Raw genomic sequence first — 13743 nt, forward strand, 5'->3', positions numbered from 1 at the left:
GTTCCTTCCGTTCATTCTAGTCTGTCAAAAAAATTGTAACACAGGAGTGGTTTGGCGTCCGTCTGTTCGCACGCTATAATATAGGAATACTATAAGCAAATGAAAAAGAACGGAGAGATACATATGGACATCCGTCTGATTGAACCATCGGATGCGAAGGTTCACCTGGCGTTCAGTCAGCAGCTCGATAATGAAACATCTTATATGCTGATGGAGCCAGGAGAGCGAAAGCCAACAGCCGAGCAGCATCAGCATATGGTGAACGAGTTTATTATGAAGGATCATCTTGTGCTTTTTATTGTGGAAGATGCGGGTGTGGTGATTGGCCACGCGATGGGCGTCGGCGGCAGCACCATCCGCAACTGCCTGACCGCCTCTGTCGTTATAGGGATCCTGCCCGCTTATCACCGCCTGGGTCTTGGAAGACGGCTCCTTGAGCATATCGAAGCATGGGCCGGAAAGCGCGGGCTTCACCGTCTGGAGCTGACCGTAATAGAAGAAAATACCGGGGCGCGTGTACTCTATGAACGCTTCGGCTTTCAGATTGAAGGCGTTAAACAGGAGTCGCTTTTCGCCCACGGGACATACGTCAATGAAATTATGATGGCTAAGCTGCTGTAGAAAGGAGCACCAACCTTGCGCATTTCATTTGAAGCAATTTATGAGCTGATTCTTGCCGCTCTCTTAATATTTTCCTTAACGGTAGATCTGCCGCCTGACCAATCCAGGGCGCTTGATATATTTATTTATGTTTTATTTGTAATTGATTTCAGCGTCCGCTTTTTTGCGAGCGACAGCAAGTGGCAGTACATCAAAAGCAATCCGCTCGAGCTGATCGCCATTTTGCCGCTAGGGGAAATCTTCCGGGCTGCCCGTCTCATCCGTCTGTTGAAAATTCTGCGTCTGATCGTGCTGTTCAGCCGTCGGCATTCCCTGCTTGATGTCTTTTTCTCTAAATATCAGGTGGACCGGGCAGTGATCATTGTCGGCGTGCTGCTGTTTGCGGCCAGTCTCTCAATGCGCTGGATTGAACCTGACTTTCATACATACGAAGAAGCGCTCTGGTGGGCCGTCGTGACAACGACTACGGTCGGGTACGGCGACTTTTATCCGGTAACGACTGCCGGCCGGATTATTGCAAGCATCCTGATGATCGTCGGCATCGGACTAATCGGCATTGTTACCGGTACTGTAGCTGCCTTTTTCTCTCATGATCACCGTACGCTTCCGCCGGAAGCCCGGCACGTACAGGAAACGCTGAACCGCTATCCGGAGCTTACAGCAAAAGAGATGGATGATATGATCGCTTCGCTTGAAAAGTGGAAGGAACGCTACAAAAAAGAGGAAGATCAATCATCGTAATTGTCTTCCTCTTCCACGCCCACCACCTGGCTGCGGCGTTCAAGCAGCACCACGTCGCGCCAGCGTCCCTGCATCTTGCCGATACGCTCCCGTACACCTACCTCTCGGAACCCTTTGCGTCGATGAATACGCAGGCTATAGTCATTTTCAGGAAAAATGCCGGCCTGCAGCATCCAGTAGCCTTCTGCTTCCGCTTTTTCAATTAATGCTTCCAGAAGCGTTCCACCCACACCGCGGCCGCGTTCATCCTGGTGAATATAGACACTCGTTTCGCCTACGCCTTCATATACTTCCCGGCCGGAAACCGGGGCGAGCGCTGCCCAGCCGATTACTTTTTCAGTTGTAGTGTCGATAGCAACGAGACGGCAGGCCAGATCGTGCGTCGCTGACCAAAGCTCCCATGACGGCGCCTCCGTTTCAAATGTCGCATGCTCACTCATAATTCCCATTTCGTATATGTCCCGGACTTCAGGCCAATGCTCCTTTTGCATTCTCGCTATGTAATAGTCCACGTGCATCTACCCCTTATCCTGCTTTTTTTCCTAGAATAACATACCTGTTTTTCTTTTGTTTATTTCAGCGTCCGCCTGCAAATTGTTTACAATTTAATGAACAAAGGAATACCTTTCACGTAACCTATCTCTCTGCCGCAGGGAATTATACTTATGAAAAGGACGTGTTCGCATGAAGTACCGTCGATTAGGGAACTCCGGCGTAAAAGTAAGTGAAATAGGCCTTGGCAGCTGGCTTACCTACGGCTCCTCCGTGGAGGACCAGACTGCTGGTAACATTATTCACCATGCGTATGAAAATGGCATTAATTTCTTTGACACGGCGAACGTCTACAATAAAGGAGAAGCGGAAAAGGTCGTAGGCAAAGCTTTAAGCTCCTACAACCGGGACAGCTACGTGCTGGCTTCGAAGGTGTATTTTCCAATGGGAGACGGTCCGAACGACCGCGGACTCTCCCGCAAGCACATCATGGAGCAGTGCGATGCCAGCCTGCAGCGGCTCGGTACGGATTACATGGATCTGTATCAATGCCACCGCTATGATCCCGATACTCCGCTGGAGGAAACGCTGATGGCGCTTGATGACCTTGTGCGCCAGGGCAAAATTTTGTACTATGGCTTCAGCGAATGGTCAGGTGCCCAGATCAGCGATGCGGCACATATTGCTGATAAACGAAATCTTCACCGGCCGGTATCGAACCAGCCCATCTACAATATGCTCGTACGCTATATTGAAAAAGAGGTCCTTCCGATCAGCGAACGTGAAGGGCTCGGACAGGTCGTCTTTTCCCCGCTTGCCCAGGGCATTTTAACCGGCAAATACCGTCCGGGCGAGCAGCCTCCGTCCGACAGCCGTGCTGCCAATTCAGATATTAATTTCGCTATGGAACGCTTTATGGATGACCGGATTCTCGAAAACGTCATAAAACTGGAGAATTTAGCCCGTAACGAGCTCGGCGTTAAGCTTTCCCAGCTCGCCCTCGCCTGGATTCTCCGAAAGCCTGGCGTAAGCTCTACCATTGTTGGAGCGAGCCGTCCCGAACAGCTCGAAGAAAATTTAAAAGCTGCAGAGCTTGAACTTCCGGACAATCTGCTCGATGAAATCGACAGCACCCTTCAGGAAATCGAAGATGTGACCTCCAGGCTTCATTAAACACTATCCCGCCGCAGCCGGCGGGATTATTTTTATATTCAGAACTTCTATATTTTCATTATTTTTAAATGGTGCTATAATGAACTTGTGTAAGCGTTTCCAATTTTTCTCTAAAACGAAGGAGGATTTTGCATGAGATACGATGCACCAAACACCCCCGAAAGCCTCGTACATTTTAAAAACAAATACGATAACTTTATTGGAGGCGAATACAGAGCGCCGGCCCAGGGCGAATATTTTGATAACGTCAGTCCGGTTACCGGTACCGTTTTCTGTCAGATTGCCCGTTCAACGAAAGAGGACGTTGATGCGGCAGTGGAAGCAGCCAATAAAGCAAAAGAAGCGTGGGGCAAAACGTCCACGACCGAACGCTCCAATATTTTAAATAAAATGGCGAACCGGATGGAAGAAAACCTTGAAATGCTGGCCGTTGCCGAAACATGGGAAAACGGCAAAGCTGTCAGGGAAACACTGAATGCTGATATCCCTCTTGCCATCGATCATCTTCGCTACTTCGCAGGCGTTATTCGTGCCCAGGAAGGAACAATCGGCCAGATCGACGATGACACTGTAGCATATCATTTCCATGAGCCGCTCGGCGTTGTCGGCCAGATTATTCCGTGGAATTTCCCGATTCTTATGGGGATCTGGAAGATCGCTCCTGCACTTGCTGCCGGCAACTGCATCGTTCTCAAACCGGCCGAACAGACACCAGCGTCGATTTACAAGGTGCTTGAGCTCGTTGAAGACCTTCTGCCGCCAGGCGTTCTGAACGTAGTGAGCGGCTTTGGGGTTGAAGCCGGCAAACCGCTTGCCCAGCACGAAGGCATTGATAAAGTGGCATTCACCGGGGAAACGACGACCGGACGACTGATTATGCAGTACGCTTCGGAAAATATAATTCCGGTAACGCTCGAGCTTGGCGGCAAATCACCGAATATTTTCTTTGAAGACGTAATGGCCGAGGACGATTCGTATCTCGACAAAGCAATCGAAGGCTTCGTCATGTTCGCCTTGAACCAGGGGGAAGTGTGCACGTGTCCATCCCGTGCTCTCATTCAGGAATCCATTTACGATAAATTTATTGAACGGGCTATTGAACGCGTTAAAGCCATCAACGTCGGTCATCCGCTCGACACCGACACGATGATGGGCGCCCAGGCTTCCAAGGAACAGCTCGATAAAATCCTTTCCTACCTGGACATTGGGAAACAGGAGGGTGCAGAGGTTCTGGTCGGAGGCGAAGCAGCCCAGGTCGACGATGAAGACCGTTCACAGGGATATTATGTGCAGCCGACCGTATTTAAAGGCCATAACAAAATGCGCGTGTTCCAGGAAGAAATCTTCGGACCTGTGCTGAGTGTGACTACCTTTAAAACGAAGGAAGAAGCGATGGAAATCGCCAACGATACGCTGTACGGACTTGGGGCCGGCGTCTGGTCGCGTGATATGAACACCGCATACCGGTTCGGACGCGCGATCCAGGCCGGCCGTGTATGGACGAACTGCTTCCATGACTATCCGGCGCATGCTGCGTTCGGCGGCTATAAAAAATCAGGTATTGGCCGGGAGAACCACAAAATGATGCTCGACCATTACCAGCAGACGAAAAACCTTCTGGTCAGCTACAGCGAACAGCCGAAAGGATTCTTTTAAGCGGCCGGAAGCATTAAAAAGGAGGATGTCTCATGGCAGTAGAGCGTGTAACCGCTACTGACGCTGCCCTTGAACTAATCAACAGATTGACAAAACGGCACGGTCCGTTAATGTTTCACCAGTCCGGCGGCTGCTGCGACGGCAGCGCCCCGATGTGCTACCCGGAAGGTGACTTTAAAACGGGCAACAGTGATATGTATATGGGAGATATCGGCGGAGCACCGTTTTATATGTCGAAGGATCAATTTGAATACTGGAAGCACACACAGCTGATTATTGATGTTGTCGACGGCCGGGGTGGGATGTTTTCTCTAGAAGGACCGGAGGGTAAACGGTTTTTAACCCGCTCCCGGGTATTTTCCGAAGAAGAACGCACAGAGCTCGAACACAATTCTACTGTTTAAACATTCAGGCATTCTGCATTTGCGCAGAATGCCTGTTTTCTGTTCAGTGTGCCTATTGTCATTTTAGGTATTTCTTATTATTCTATAATTAACAAAGAAATAAGCACCGTTTGAGGGCGCGCTACAGTAAAGGATGAAGGCCTATGCATCATTCATCAACATCACCGTTCAGACCCTTCCCCACCCTGGAAACGTCAAGGCTCCGGCTACGGGCCTTGCGTTATTCAGATCTTGAAGATATTTACGAATACGCCTCCAATCCGCTGGTCTCACGCAACGTTTTGTGGGACACCCACAGAAGCCGCGGAGAAACAAAAGATTTTCTGGATATCACGATGAACTCCTATAAATACGGCGACCGGGCGCCATTTGGCATCGAACGAAAGGACTCCGGCAAAGTAATCGGCACCATCGATTTTGTGCATTGGGACCGGGGCCATGCCGCCGGGGAAATTGGCTACACGCTCGCTCCGGATCATTGGAATCAGGGGTTCGGGTCGGAAGCGGCACGGGAAATTATCCGCTTCGGCTTTGAAGATATGGGCCTGCATCGGATTGAAGCCCGGTGTTTCACCGAAAATACAGCCTCTGCCAAGGTGATGGAAAAGGTTGGCATGGTGCATGAAGGCACACTGCGCCGCTCACTGTTGATTCAGGGGGTACGGCGGGATGTGATGATTTACGCTATTTTAAAAACAGAATGGAAAAGCTATTAAAAAAACAGCCGGCAATTCGGCTGTTTTTTTATGGGCAGAACAGTTCAATATGCTGGTACAAATTTTCAAACGTCGCCGGCAGATGGCCGCCGTATTCCCCGTCAAGATTCAGCTGCATGTCTTCTTTTGCCTCAATACGAAGCTGTTTTGCTTTAAAATATTTAATTTTGGGATTTTCCAGATGCCTCCCGCGCAGAGCCTGGCGCAGCAGCTGGCTGAATTCAAACATCGTCATTTTCTGTACGATCAGCACATCAAAATAACCGTCGTTGTATTCTGCCTGTGGTAGAAGTTTTTCAAAACCACCGACGGAGTTAGTGTTGGATACGAGAAACATTGTAATTTCTTCCTCGAGAAGCTTTCCATCGTATTCAACAGTCGTCATCTGCGGGTGCAGAGACCAGAATTTCTCAAATCCTTTAATGAAATAGGCGGCCTGCCCCAGCGCCGTTTTCAGCCCCTTCGGAGTGTCATAGGTGAGCTCCGTCAGCTTTCCCCCTGCAGCAATATTAATAAAGTACGAGCCGTTCGCCTTTCCTACATCAATGCCCTGGGTGCGCCCGCGCGCAAATACGTCGCAGACCTCCTTGATTTCTTTCCCCTGCAGTCCAAGGGCTCGGGCAAAATCATTCGTCGTTCCGGCCGGAATAAGGCCTACTTTGGGGCGCCACTCCTGTTCAGCGATCCCATTAATGACCTCAAAAATCGTTCCGTCCCCGCCTGCGGCAATTACAGCTTCGAACCCATCCTGTGAAGCGCGCCGTGCCTCATCCCGGGCGTCACCCTCTCCCCGGGTCATAAAGGCTGATGTTTCGTAACCTGCCTGCTCCATCCGGTCTAATATATAAGGCACCTGCCGCTCCATCTGCTCTCTTCCAGACGTTGGATTGTAGATTACTCTCGCTCGTTTTCGCATATTATAACCCCTATTACATCGAAGATTTCAATTCATTTGGCTAATATATAAAAGAACTATCTTTGTCCGTCATTGTTACATGCATTACTAATTAATTGTATACTATTGTTAATTCATTAAACAGTAGCGGCTGTGGGGTCGATACTGCCCGGTTGAAAATATGGCCGCTGTGCCAGGGCTGCACGCTGAAAACGTAAATAATTTTGAAGAATAAAATCATAGAAAATTGTCTGGCCTTTTTCTTCTAAATAAAATAAGGATTTCTCCATACAACGCAACGCTTCTTTTATATTACCTAAATAGTACAAACATATTCCTTTTTGATAATATAATTCTCCTAATAAGTATAAGGATTCCTGCTCATATACGTTTTTGATTCCTTCATCAACAACTTTTAACCCTTTTTTAAATTTATTAGAGTTTGCATAAACTACACATGTATTGAAATATATTTTTGTTTGCATCGGCCCCCATTGATCTATCGGTAGCTTTTTATATAAAGTTCGCGCTTCATCAAAATATTTAACTGCTTTATTAAATTCCTTTGTGTCCATAAAAATAGTACCAAAATTTATAATAATGCCTACGTCTTCTTCTGTAATACTCAAGGTTTCTGTCTTAAGATCTCGGGCTAATTGCAATAATTCTAAAGCTTCTTCTTTTTCATTTGTTAATTTAAAATGTAAAATAGCTCTTTTCCACAATAAAAACTTTTTATGCACTGGCTTCCTAAAAAGAGGATTTTTTAACTCTTCTCTTATGATATTCATCGCCTCAATAAAGTCATAGTCGCGGATTAACTTATCAATTTTATCTTTAGTGTCTCGAATGTAATTAAATCGTGGAGCTTCATGATCGTCAAAAAAATAACTTATCTTAACCCCTAATTTTATAGCTATTAAATTTAAAATTTCTGCAGTCGGTTGCATTTCATCTCTTTCAATTTTGGAAATAGCTTTTTGTGAGCATATACTTTTAGCTAGTTCACTTTGGCTAATTTCATAGTATTGTCTTAAATCTTTAAGTTTTGTACCTAAAGTTAATATTTCCATAGCAACCTCCTGTTTAGTACTATAGTTCTTAACATTTCTATTGTAGCATGAATACCGGACCTTAAGACAGTTAATCTCTTCTAAAGCCCGAATTCTCGGAATACACTTTTTTATTAATTGTGTAATAATATGGATAGAGCTTGATTAACTAGTCTTTAGGAGGTATGCAGTAATGTCCAAAGCTTATTTATTTAGAATAGCAACTTTTGCCGTAATGGCATCATTTGCAGCTGCTGCTGGGGATTTCCAAACTCTAGTCAACCTGCCTGGAGTAGCTTAATATCTAAGTTCTAAGTGTAAACCGTCACCCTCGACACACGTTTCACACCATTAACCAAGCTTACCCCTGTTATATTTTTTGTATCCCTTGCAGTTTAGCTGGCAGGGGATTCTTTTTTTTACTTATTAACTGACCATTTATCGGCATTGGAGGAGCAGCCATGCATCCGGATCAACATATTGCTTACTTTGTAGATCAATTTTTGTACCAGCTGGATCATGCAGATGATCCAGCCGAGCTCTGCCAGCTCCGCGATCAGGTGTTTGAACAAGTCGCCTTTATTGGTGTTCGTCTCCCTTATATTGAAATGATGGGTACACTCTGGCACAAACACCCTGCCATCCTTAAGGAAGCACTAGAGGAAGAGCCTGTTTGTTATGGTCTTTTAATTGATACGTTTCAGCACGTTTCTCCGAATCAGTTTGTGTACATGCGCTGGCGGCTGCACGAATGGGCCAGGCTTTCTGCGTGAACAGAAAATGGGTTATATTCGGCAAAATATCGGGAAAATACTCTCCACCTATAGTTTACGGAGGGGATAAAAAATGGCTGAGTTTACCGTGGATTCCCAAATATACCTTCGTCCGTTTAAAGATAAGGACGCTGCCGATTATCTGCAGCTAGTGGATGATAATCGTTCATACCTGCGTCATTGGCTGCCCTGGGTGGATAAGACACGCGAGCTGCGCGATGTACTCCGTTTTTTTGAACACCGGGCTAAACTTGCCCGCCGGGGCACCTCCTACACGTTTGGTATCTGGTACGAAGGCAGGCTCGCCGGGGCGATCAGCTTCAACCACGTGTACCGACTCACCCGGCGCACTGTCATTGGCTACTGGCTCGCCGCCCCCTTTCAGGGAAGAGGCATTATGACCCGGGCGGTACAGACATTGACTGATTATGCCTTTCGGGATATTCATCTCCGGCGTGTGGATATTTGTGTCGCTCCAAACAACCGTCCCAGTCGTTCAATTCCGGAGCGGCTCGGCTTTGAAAAATATAAATATGTGCGCAATGCTGAATGGCTTTACGACCATTATGTCGATCACGTTGTCTATACGATGCGTTCGCGCTTCTGGCTTCCAGCTATTCTCGGTCCCGGAATGGAGCATACAAAAACCCCGCAGGTTTAAATCTGCGGGGTTTTCTGTTTAGCGCTGTTCCATGCCTTCAAGAATTAAAGAGTTTACCATCTGCGGATTGGCTTTCCCTTTCGTTTCCTTCATCACCTGGCCGACTAAGAAGCCGAGCGCTTTGTCTTTTCCATTTTTGTAGTCTTCAATCGACTGCGGATTGTTATCCAATATGCCGTCAACTACCTGCTTCAGCTCTCCTTCATCAGAGATCTGCATAAGTCCTTTATCTTTTACGATCTGTTCCGGATCGCCGCCCTGCTCCATTACATCTGCAAAAACCTGCTTGGCAATTTTGCTTGAAATGGTGCCTTTTTCAATGAGTTCAATCAGCTTGGCAAGCGACTCCGGCGTGAGAGCCGTCTCATCGATATCCATATCGTTGTTGTTTAAATAGCCGCTTATCTCGCCCATCAGCCAGTTGGCTGTAAGCTTGCTGTCCGCTCCGGCATCAACAGTTTCCTGGAAAAAGTCTGCGATGGCCTTGGACTGCACCAATACTGATGCATCGTATTCGGAAAGACCGAAGTCCTCGATATAACGCTTCTTCCGTGCGTCGGGAAGTTCAGGAATTGATGACATGATTCGTGATTTCCAGTCTTCGTCGATATAGTACGTGACCAGATCCGGTTCCGGGAAGTAACGGTAATCATCCGAGCCTTCTTTGATACGCATCAGAATTGTTTCTTTTTTCGCGTCATCCCACCGGCGCGTTTCCTGCAGTACTTCCCCGCCAGAAAGCAGTTCTTTTTCCTGACGTTCTTCTTCAAATGCCAGTCCTTTTTGCACATTCGTAAATGAGTTCAGGTTCTTCAGCTCAGTTTTCGTGCCAAATTCCTCCTGGCCTGCCGGACGGATGGAAATGTTCGCATCACAACGGAGCGATCCTTCTTCCATTTTGCAGTCGGAAACGTCGGTATACTGCAGAATCGCTTTTAATTTTTCCAAATAAGCGTAGCCTTCCTCCGGCGTCGTAATATCCGGCTCTGACACAATTTCAATCAGAGGTGTGCCAACACGGTTAAAGTCAACCAGAGAGTGGCCGCCGTCTTCGTCGTGCGTGAGTTTTCCGGCATCTTCTTCCATGTGAATACGGGTAATACCGATACGCTTCGGTCCGTTTTCTTCTGTTTCAATGTCAATCCACCCGTTTTCTCCGATTGGCTGGTCAAACTGGGAAATTTGATAAGCTTTCGGATTGTCGGGATAAAAGTAGTTTTTACGGTCGAATTTCGTTTCTGCGGCGATATCGCAGTTTAATGCAAGCGCTGCTTTCATGGCATAGTTGACCGCCTGCTCATTCAAAACCGGCAGCACTCCTGGATGGCCCAGGCAGACCGGGCACGTATGCGTATTCGGAGGAGCACCAAATTCGGTTGAGCAGTTGCAGAAAATCTTTGTATTTGTTTTTAACTCTGCATGGACTTCGAGTCCAATGATTGTTTCAAAGTTCATGGTCCTGGTTCCTCCCCTATAATTCCGGTCTGGCTTTATGGTGTTCAGTTGCCTGTTCAAAGGCGTGGGCAACTGTATAGATCGTTTCTTCAGCAAACGGCTTGGCTATAATCTGCAGGCCAACCGGCATATTGTCCGAGAAGCCGCACGGCACAGAAATCGCCGGAATACCAGCCAAGTTTACAGGAATGGTTAGAATGTCGTTGGCGTACATCGTGAGCGGATCATCAAGCTGCTCCCCGAGTTTAAACGCAGTTGTCGGCGCTGTCGGCCCGACAATAACATCATAGTCGGCAAACACTTTTTCAAAGTCCCGTCGGATGAGTGTACGTACCTGCTGGGCCTTCTTGTAGTACGCATCATAATAACCGGCGCTCAAAGCAAAGGTTCCAAGCATAATCCGGCGCTTCACTTCTTCGCCGAAGCCTTTGCTGCGGGTTTCTTTGTACATTTCCACCAGGTCCTTCGCGTTTTCATCGCGAACGCCGTAGCGGACACCGTCAAAGCGGGCCAGGTTGGCTGAAGCCTCTGAAGAAGCAATTAAATAGTACGCAGCGACTGCGTATTTTGAATGCGGAAGGGAGACTTCCTCCCATACTGCTCCCTGTTCTTCGAGGACTTTCAAAGCTTCAAGCACACGCTCTTTAACGCCTTCATCCACGCCTTCCCCGATGTATTCGGACGGCACGCCAATTTTCAGGCCTTTGACGTCCCTGCCGAGTGCCTCCAGATAATTTGGCACCTGCACATCTGCGGAGGTCGAATCATTTTCCGAATGACCGGCAATCTGCTGCAGTACGTAAGCATTATCTTCAACCGAACGGGTAAGCGGTCCGATCTGATCCAGGGAAGAAGCAAAAGCAACAAGACCGTAACGAGATACGCGTCCGTAGGTAGGCTTCAAGCCGACAACTCCGCAATAGGAAGCGGGCTGGCGGATGGATCCTCCTGTATCAGAGCCTAACGAAAACAGCACTTCGCCGGCTGCCACAGAGGCTGCTGAGCCGCCGCTCGAACCGCCCGGAACGTAATCGGTGTTCCACGGGTTTCTCGTTTCCTGCACGCCGGAGTTTTCCGTCGAGGACCCCATGGCGAATTCGTCCATGTTCAGTTTCCCGACGGTGACCGTTTCTGCTTCTCCGAGTTTATCCATCACGGTCGCATTATGAACCGGATCAAAGTTTGCAAGCAGCTGACTTGCGCAGGTGGTCCGAAGGTCCTCGGTGATAATATTGTCTTTAATACCTGCCGGCATGCCAAACAAAAACGGCACCTCGCCACCGTTTTGAATAAGCTTGTCGAGCTTTTCAGCCTGCTCGAGTGCCCGTTCTTCATTTAACGTTAAAAACGCTTTTACGTCTGTATCTACTTCACGGATACGGGCAAATGAAGCTTCCACCAGTTCGGTGACAGTTACTTCCTGGTTTTTTATCTTCGTATGTAACGACGCTACACTTTCTTCCAAAATGGACATACGTTATCTCCCTTCTTTTACTCCAGCACGGATGGTACTTTCACCTGGCCGTCTTTTTGGTCCGGCGCATTTTTTAATGCTTCCTCCCGGTCAAGCGATGGTTGAATGGTATCTTCACGCAGTACGTTGTGAATATCCAATACGTGGGATGTCGGCTCCACGTCAGTCGTGTCGAGTTCATCAAGCTGTTCAGCAAATCCAATGATCGCATCAAGCTCTTCGGTCAGTTTTTCCAAATCCTCATCAGAAACGGAAAGTCGTGCGAGATGGGCCACGTGCTCCACATCTTCTTTTGAAATATGAGCCATCAGTTTTTCCTCCTTTAAATGCTTCTATCGGTCTTCTGTTGGGACAATACTTTGATCATATCAAAGAAAAAGGAAAGCGGGCAACTGTGCCCACTTCCCGCGCTCACAAATTACTCATTGTATACGTGAACGTACATATCTTCTCCCGGTTCATTCGTAATTAACGCTTCCTGACCGGAGGAGGAATTAATATTCACTTCCACTTCAAGACCATTTGGAAAAATGTCTTCTGTCTTATCCGCCACGTGCTGGGTGAAGGCAATAATTTCTGTTTTACTGTAAAATTGAATTGGAATATCAATCGTCAGGCTGTCGAGTTCACCATTAACGTAATGACCTTCTCCAACTACACCGACTGTATTGTCAAAAAAGCTGTTCACTTCATTACTAAACTCATCGAACATTTCGGAATCAGAACGGTTATTTTCTTCTGCTTCCGAAGACGGGAACAAATAGTTTGATTCATTTAATTCATTCCAGTTTCCGGGCTCCTGTCCCGGATCAGCCATACCGGTTGCAATAAACGTTCCCGGCACGCTCGAGTCTCTCGGTGCCTCCTGGAAGACGGTAAACATGATCGGCACTTCTTCAATCTGGTCTGCATTATCGCGTTCGTCGTTTCGCAGGCGCTGGGTAATTTCCTCTGCAATACGCTGCGCGTCCTCAAGAGCGTTTTCTTCACTGATGGACTCTTCAAGCCACGGGCCGTATGTACCGTCTTCATATTCCTCGCGGAAGTAATATGTTTCATTCATCGACAGCCCAATGACAATACCGCCAAGTTCAAGGCCGTCGCTTCCCTCTTCCATGTAGTTATGTTCAAGCAGGTTGGACATTGTTCTCGGTTCACCGCGTTCGCGCTCCTCAAACTCGTCTCCTTCACTCCCGGCAAGCGGCGGATTCAGCCCTCTCGGTCTCGTCGTTGGTTCCCCGTCGCCTTCTTCGCCTTCCCGCAGCAGCCAGTTATTTAACTCACTGCGTTCAATGACCTGGCCTTCCCGGAAATAGTAGTTATCCTGACTGAACTCTTCCGAAGCAAGCTCCTGCATGCCTATTTCCATCCGCTCCAGATCAAAGCGGTTATAAACAATGGAATTACTGAGCCCCCGGGATTCCCCTGTGACGTACTGGCCATCGTCAGTGAGCACCGCCCGGTAGTACTCATCCAGACTTGGAATGCCGGCGCTCAGCGACAGTTCTTCCTCTGATTCCGGCTGAGAATTCTCTGATTCTGATTCACCCCCGCCAAACAACCCGCATCCTGATAATGCAAACACGGAAGCAGCTATAACAAGGCCGGCTCTTTTCCGCATAATATCATT

Annotated in this window: 15 protein-coding genes; 8 read left to right on the top strand and 7 right to left on the bottom strand. The window is 47.8% G+C overall.

Annotation, left to right across the window (positions count from 1 at the left end; translation table 11 throughout):
• Positions 1 to 99 precede the first annotated feature (99 nt).
• Together ACTRXH_RS08840 and ACTRXH_RS08845 are read left to right on the top strand one after the other, a co-directional pair.
• Entirely contained in the window at positions 100 to 621 is a 522-nt protein-coding gene (locus ACTRXH_RS08840; RefSeq protein WP_474281737.1) for an N-acetyltransferase family protein, read from the top strand.
• A 15-nt stretch (positions 622 to 636) separates the two neighbouring features.
• Positions 637 to 1362, top strand: a complete 726-nt coding sequence (locus ACTRXH_RS08845) for a potassium channel family protein (RefSeq protein WP_474281739.1) — start codon at positions 637 to 639, stop codon at positions 1360 to 1362.
• Here the strand turns inward: ACTRXH_RS08845 and ACTRXH_RS08850 are convergent.
• On the bottom strand, positions 1350 to 1874 hold the full coding sequence (locus tag ACTRXH_RS08850) for an N-acetyltransferase family protein (RefSeq protein ID WP_474262443.1): 525 nt from the start codon (positions 1872 to 1874) through the stop codon (positions 1350 to 1352). The two genes, ACTRXH_RS08845 and ACTRXH_RS08850, sit on opposite strands and share 13 nt — an antisense overlap.
• 172 nt (positions 1875 to 2046) lie before the next feature.
• On the opposite strand from ACTRXH_RS08850, the gene ACTRXH_RS08855 reads away from it, so the two are divergent.
• From ACTRXH_RS08855 to ACTRXH_RS08870, 4 genes are all read left to right on the top strand, one after another.
• On the top strand, positions 2047 to 3027 hold the full coding sequence (locus tag ACTRXH_RS08855; RefSeq protein WP_474281741.1) for an aldo/keto reductase family protein: 981 nt from the start codon (positions 2047 to 2049) through the stop codon (positions 3025 to 3027).
• A gap of 132 nt (positions 3028 to 3159) precedes the next feature.
• Complete coding sequence (exaC, locus tag ACTRXH_RS08860) at positions 3160 to 4683, top strand: acetaldehyde dehydrogenase ExaC (RefSeq protein WP_474281743.1); 1524 nt, start codon at positions 3160 to 3162, stop codon at positions 4681 to 4683.
• A gap of 32 nt (positions 4684 to 4715) precedes the next feature.
• Positions 4716 to 5087 carry a DUF779 domain-containing protein gene (locus ACTRXH_RS08865; protein ID WP_474278769.1) on the top strand — a complete coding sequence of 124 codons (372 nt, stop codon included), beginning with the start codon at positions 4716 to 4718 and terminating at the stop codon, positions 5085 to 5087.
• Between the two features lie 143 nt (positions 5088 to 5230).
• Positions 5231 to 5803, top strand: coding sequence for a GNAT family N-acetyltransferase (locus ACTRXH_RS08870; protein WP_474262447.1), 573 nt, complete (start codon positions 5231 to 5233; stop codon positions 5801 to 5803).
• A gap of 28 nt (positions 5804 to 5831) precedes the next feature.
• Here ACTRXH_RS08870 and ACTRXH_RS08875 read toward each other — a convergent pair whose 3' ends face one another.
• Positions 5832 to 6719, bottom strand: coding sequence for a diacylglycerol kinase (locus ACTRXH_RS08875; RefSeq protein WP_474281745.1), 888 nt, complete (start codon positions 6717 to 6719; stop codon positions 5832 to 5834).
• A 116-nt stretch (positions 6720 to 6835) separates the two neighbouring features.
• Positions 6836 to 7771 (bottom strand): helix-turn-helix domain-containing protein, encoded by a 936-nt coding sequence (locus ACTRXH_RS08880; protein ID WP_474262449.1) that lies wholly within the window; start codon positions 7769 to 7771, stop codon positions 6836 to 6838.
• Between the two features lie 440 nt (positions 7772 to 8211).
• Between ACTRXH_RS08880 and ACTRXH_RS08885 the strand changes: the two genes are divergently transcribed.
• On the top strand, positions 8212 to 8523 hold the full coding sequence (locus ACTRXH_RS08885; protein ID WP_474281747.1) for a hypothetical protein: 312 nt from the start codon (positions 8212 to 8214) through the stop codon (positions 8521 to 8523).
• 73 nt (positions 8524 to 8596) lie between these two features.
• Entirely contained in the window at positions 8597 to 9184 is a 588-nt protein-coding gene (locus ACTRXH_RS08890; protein WP_474262451.1) for a GNAT family N-acetyltransferase, read from the top strand.
• An 18-nt stretch (positions 9185 to 9202) separates the two neighbouring features.
• Here the strand turns inward: ACTRXH_RS08890 and gatB are convergent, their stop codons facing one another.
• The 4 genes from gatB to ACTRXH_RS08910 all read right to left on the bottom strand — a co-directional run bounded on the left by gatB (position 9203) and on the right by ACTRXH_RS08910 (position 13734).
• Positions 9203 to 10639 carry an Asp-tRNA(Asn)/Glu-tRNA(Gln) amidotransferase subunit GatB gene (gene gatB / locus ACTRXH_RS08895; RefSeq protein ID WP_474281749.1) on the bottom strand — a complete coding sequence of 479 codons (1437 nt, stop codon included), beginning with the start codon at positions 10637 to 10639 and terminating at the stop codon, positions 9203 to 9205.
• 16 nt (positions 10640 to 10655) lie between these two features.
• Positions 10656 to 12113: an Asp-tRNA(Asn)/Glu-tRNA(Gln) amidotransferase subunit GatA gene (gatA, locus tag ACTRXH_RS08900; RefSeq protein ID WP_474281751.1), complete on the bottom strand. Its 1458-nt coding sequence runs from the start codon at positions 12111 to 12113 to the stop codon at positions 10656 to 10658.
• A gap of 17 nt (positions 12114 to 12130) precedes the next feature.
• The gene (gene gatC, locus ACTRXH_RS08905) at positions 12131 to 12421 is read right to left on the bottom strand and encodes an Asp-tRNA(Asn)/Glu-tRNA(Gln) amidotransferase subunit GatC (protein ID WP_091615876.1); all 291 of its coding nucleotides are present in this window, start codon (positions 12419 to 12421) and stop codon (positions 12131 to 12133) included.
• A gap of 110 nt (positions 12422 to 12531) precedes the next feature.
• Positions 12532 to 13734 carry a CamS family sex pheromone protein gene (locus tag ACTRXH_RS08910; protein ID WP_474262454.1) on the bottom strand — a complete coding sequence of 401 codons (1203 nt, stop codon included), beginning with the start codon at positions 13732 to 13734 and terminating at the stop codon, positions 12532 to 12534.
• Positions 13735 to 13743: the final 9 nt, after the last annotated feature.

This window comes from Marinococcus sp. LNHM5E3-2.1, assembly GCF_056034365.1.

What these genes read in the sequence shown, in the direction of transcription:
- ACTRXH_RS08880 (WP_474262449.1), bottom strand. Translation starts at nt 7,771, where the DNA reads ATGGAAATATTAACTTTAGGTACAAAACTTAAAGATTTAAGACAATAC.
- ACTRXH_RS08910 (WP_474262454.1), bottom strand. Translation starts at nt 13,734, where the DNA reads ATGCGGAAAAGAGCCGGCCTTGTTATAGCTGCTTCCGTGTTTGCATTA.
- ACTRXH_RS08865 (WP_474278769.1), top strand. Translation starts at nt 4,716, where the DNA reads ATGGCAGTAGAGCGTGTAACCGCTACTGACGCTGCCCTTGAACTAATC.
- ACTRXH_RS08870 (WP_474262447.1), top strand. Translation starts at nt 5,231, where the DNA reads ATGCATCATTCATCAACATCACCGTTCAGACCCTTCCCCACCCTGGAA.
- gatA (WP_474281751.1), bottom strand. Translation starts at nt 12,113, where the DNA reads ATGTCCATTTTGGAAGAAAGTGTAGCGTCGTTACATACGAAGATAAAA.
- ACTRXH_RS08840 (WP_474281737.1), top strand. Translation starts at nt 100, where the DNA reads ATGAAAAAGAACGGAGAGATACATATGGACATCCGTCTGATTGAACCA.
- ACTRXH_RS08855 (WP_474281741.1), top strand. Translation starts at nt 2,047, where the DNA reads ATGAAGTACCGTCGATTAGGGAACTCCGGCGTAAAAGTAAGTGAAATA.
- ACTRXH_RS08885 (WP_474281747.1), top strand. Translation starts at nt 8,212, where the DNA reads ATGCATCCGGATCAACATATTGCTTACTTTGTAGATCAATTTTTGTAC.
- ACTRXH_RS08890 (WP_474262451.1), top strand. Translation starts at nt 8,597, where the DNA reads ATGGCTGAGTTTACCGTGGATTCCCAAATATACCTTCGTCCGTTTAAA.
- ACTRXH_RS08875 (WP_474281745.1), bottom strand. Translation starts at nt 6,719, where the DNA reads ATGCGAAAACGAGCGAGAGTAATCTACAATCCAACGTCTGGAAGAGAG.
- gatB (WP_474281749.1), bottom strand. Translation starts at nt 10,639, where the DNA reads ATGAACTTTGAAACAATCATTGGACTCGAAGTCCATGCAGAGTTAAAA.
- gatC (WP_091615876.1), bottom strand. Translation starts at nt 12,421, where the DNA reads ATGGCTCATATTTCAAAAGAAGATGTGGAGCACGTGGCCCATCTCGCA.
- exaC (WP_474281743.1), top strand. Translation starts at nt 3,160, where the DNA reads ATGAGATACGATGCACCAAACACCCCCGAAAGCCTCGTACATTTTAAA.